This is a genomic window from Janthinobacterium sp. PSPC3-1 (assembly GCF_049896105.1).
Classification (GTDB): Bacteria; Pseudomonadota; Gammaproteobacteria; order Burkholderiales; family Burkholderiaceae_D; genus Janthinobacterium.
In genome coordinates, this window is record NZ_JAFCTQ010000104.1 from 1 (window position 1) to 502 (window position 502).

The 502-nt window shown below is 52.0% G+C and carries 1 rRNA gene; it reads left to right on the plus strand.

Going from position 1 to position 502, the window contains the following annotated elements:
- Positions 1-236 (plus strand): 16S ribosomal RNA (locus ACP7B7_RS31670); the annotation flags it as partial.
- Between the last annotated feature and the right edge of the window lie 266 nt (positions 237-502).

Consider the following 502-nt stretch of genomic DNA (forward strand, 5'->3'; position numbering starts at 1 on the left):
CCGGATAACAACTGAAACCACATGGTTTCAGTTTGAAAGGCGCGTTTGCGTCGCTCTTGGAGGGACCCGCGGTCCATTAGTTAGTTGGTAAGATAAAGGCCTACCAAGACGATGATGGATAGCCGAACTGAGAGGTTAATCGGCCACATTGGAACTGAGACACGGTCCAGACTCCTACGGGAGGCAGCAGTAGGGAATCTTTCACAATGGGCGAAAGCCTGATGAAGCAACACCGCCAGCGTTCATCCTGGCTCAGGATGAACGCTGGCGGTGTGCCTAATACATGCAAGTCGCGCGCACTCCCGTAGATGATTTTGATGCTCTGCATCAAATGATTCTACATTCGAGTGAGCGGCGGATGGGTGAGTAACACGTGGGTAACCTGCCCTTGAGTCTGGGATAGCATCTGGAAACGGATGATAATACCGGATAACAACTGAAACCACATGGTTTCAGTTTGAAAGGCGCGTTTGCGTCGCTCTTGGAGGGACCCGCGGTCCAT